Below are 2831 nucleotides of genomic sequence, written 5' to 3' on the forward strand. Positions count from 1 at the left end.
ACTTCATGCCGCTGCCGGGGCGGACTCCCGAACTCACGGCGTTGTTCCGGGGAATTCCAGGACTGTCTCGGCCCTTGGGTTGATCTGGAATGGACGCAGTTCGACCACTGTTTCGTTGGTTTTGCGCGTGGGCACGAGCAGAACATACCCGCCGGGCCGCAGGGCGCAGGACAGTTCGTTTTCGTTCCAGTCCAGATCGTCCAGGGTATCGAGATAGCCGTCGGCGTTGACGCGGGCCACGCCAAAACTCGTGAACAGGGACGGCGTGGCTTGCGCGCGCAGCCGAAAGACGCCGGTGGCGTCGTCCTCTTTTTTGACGGCCCAGAACTGCCAGGCGCGACCGTCGAAATACTCCACCCCACCCAGATCCGGCTGCATCCGGGCCGGAACGCCCAGGGCGCGCAGGCCGGCCGTGAGCATGACGCCCGTTTCCGACTCCGAGCGGACCCGGCGGCAGGCCAGAATTTGTCCGGGCGTGAGCATGGGGCCGAAATATCCTCCTTCCACCCGCTTCAGAGATTGGAGCAGGCGTCGGACATGGCCGATTTTGTCCCGCAGCGGGCGATCGAGCAACGGAGCGCTCCATTCGGCCAGCTCCGTCCGCCAGTCCGACCACGGTTCCAAATACAGGCGGGAGGCCAGAACACTGTGCACGAAAATGTCGTCGTCATACGCGAGACCGGCGTTGGCCGCGCATTCCCTGGATTTTTGGCCGAGTTGGCTTGACCGGTCGAGCGCCCGCGGATCGGCCTGGAGCAGATCCTTGTCATCAAGCGCCAATACGGCCGGTTCCAGCCATGGGGAGCGGGTCGGGTCGTGCAGCACGGCCAGCCAGTCCGGAATGCGCTGTCCGGCCTGTTGAAGATGTTCCCGCAGGGCCGGGGGCAGTCCGGCCAGCAGAGGTAGGTAGCGCGTATCCCTGGCCGCGCGCCGTTGGTCGCGCTCCGGGTCGGGGGACGATTCCGGACTGGACGGTCCGGGACCGGGAAATGCAAATTCGATCCGGTCGGGCAGGGGCCGGTTTGACGCCGTGAACAAGGTTGTCGTGGCGGCCGAGGCGTTGCGGGTATCGAGCTGGGCATGGGCCAGTCCTGTTTCCGTGGCGCAGGTCACGAAAAAGACGCCGGGCCCGAGCGTGGCCTGGGCCCGGCCCGTGGCGTCGGTGGTGGTCTTGGTCACGGGCCTGAGGCCGCCGGCGGACCAGATCGAAAAATAAACCTCCCGGTCCGCCACTGGCGCGTGGTTTCGGCCCGCGACGCGAACCCGCACCCGCGTGGCCTGGGTGTAGGTCGGGGTCGTGTCGATCAGGGCAAAGCCAGGACCCACCCTGTAGCGGGCCGGGTCCTGGGGGTGGCCAAGGGCAAATGCCGCGACCTTGGCCATGCGCGGAGTCTGGGGCGCGAACCAGCCCTGGTCCAGCCGGGTGAAAAAGGCGCTTGTTTCCAGGAAATGCCAGCCCGTTTCGGTCCAGGCCTCGACCCAGGCATGGTTGCCGTCGGCGTGTTGCCACCAGGGCGTCAGGGCCTGGCGCACGGGCAGGCCCACGGATCTGGCCGCGGCCATGAACAGGATGTTCAGTTCCTCGCAGCGCCCCCGGCCGCCGTCCAACACCGAGATAACGCCCAGATCGCGGCGCGAGGTCGGTGTGTACCGGACCCGTTCCAGGGTCCAAGCGCTGATTCGGGACAGGGCCTCCTCCATGCTCGCGGCCGAGGCGCAGAGTGGAGCCAGCTCCCGAAAAAGCCGGGGCCGATGCGCCTGGAAGGGCTCCTGGCTGGTGCGGTGGGGCAGAACGTAGTGCGCGAAAATGTCCCAGGGCACCTTGTGCCCCCAGGGCATGGTCTGTCTGGCCAGAAAGGCGAAATCGAGATTTTCGCGCAGGTCGGCCTCGGTCATGGCCAGACGATCGGGCAGGGGCAGGTTGTCGGCCAGAAACCGGATGGCGCGGTCGCGGTCCGAGTTTGGCGTGGCGGCGGCAATCTCGTTCGAGTTGATTGTGCCGGAGCCGACTCGGCTGGAACCGACTTGGTCGGAATCGACTCGGTCGGAGATAGTCGTCCCTGGAATGGGTGGCGCGGCGGGCGGTTCCGGAGTCCGGCGCGACGCGCAGCCACATAGGGCCAGGGTCACGATAAGGGTGATCGCGAGTTGAAGGCGTGAGGGCATACTCTTGTCCTGGGTGTGCGTCCGGGTTCGTCGGATCCGCGCGCAAAATCGTCCCGATTGTGTTTTTTTCATGATAATGTCTTGAAATAGTGGCTTGTGCCTCCCGGATCAAGTGCGGTAGGTGCGTTGGACCAAATCAAGTCGCGTCGCGTCCGGGTGACGCCGCGTAGCGCAAGGATTTCCCGAAGATGAAACTGACCGACCAGGAAAAACAGGACATCATCCGCTATCTCGACGCGGACAAACCCCTGCCCGAGAAATACCGATTTCTGCTTTTTGACGACAAACGCGAGGTGGAGCTGGTCTGGAACGGCAAGAGCGGCGATGTCTGCAACATCGTGCTGCCCTTTCAGGTCATCGAGCAGATCGACGAGCCCCGGGCCGAGAAACAAGACGCAACCGCTTTTCCGCTGCTCAAGGCCATGAATCTGTCCCTGGATAACCGGGGCCGTCAGCTCAAGGGCTGGACCAACAAGCTGATTTGGGGCGATAACAAGCTCATTTTGTCCAGCCTCAAAAACGGCCCCCTGCGCGAGGAAATCGAAAAACAGGGCGGACTGAAACTGATCTACATCGATCCGCCCTTTGACGTGGGCGCGGATTTTTCCATGGACATCGAGATCGGCGGCGACACCTTCACCAAAAAGCCGAACATCCTCGAAGAA

At 63.9% G+C, this 2831-nt stretch carries 2 protein-coding genes; one reads left to right on the forward strand and one right to left on the reverse strand.

From position 1 onward, the window contains the following. Positions 1-33: 33 nt before the first annotated feature. Complete coding sequence (locus EOL86_13405; protein NCD26572.1) at positions 34-2238, reverse strand: hypothetical protein; 2205 nt, start codon at positions 2236-2238, stop codon at positions 34-36. Positions 2239-2354: 116 nt separating this feature from the next. Here EOL86_13405 and EOL86_13410 point away from each other — a divergent pair. After that, a partial coding sequence (locus tag EOL86_13410) for a site-specific DNA-methyltransferase (protein NCD26573.1) occupies positions 2355-2831 on the forward strand: 477 nt, incomplete at its 3' end.

It is taken from the genome of Deltaproteobacteria bacterium, from assembly GCA_009930495.1.
Classification (GTDB): domain Bacteria; phylum Desulfobacterota; class Desulfovibrionia; order Desulfovibrionales; family Desulfomicrobiaceae; genus Desulfomicrobium.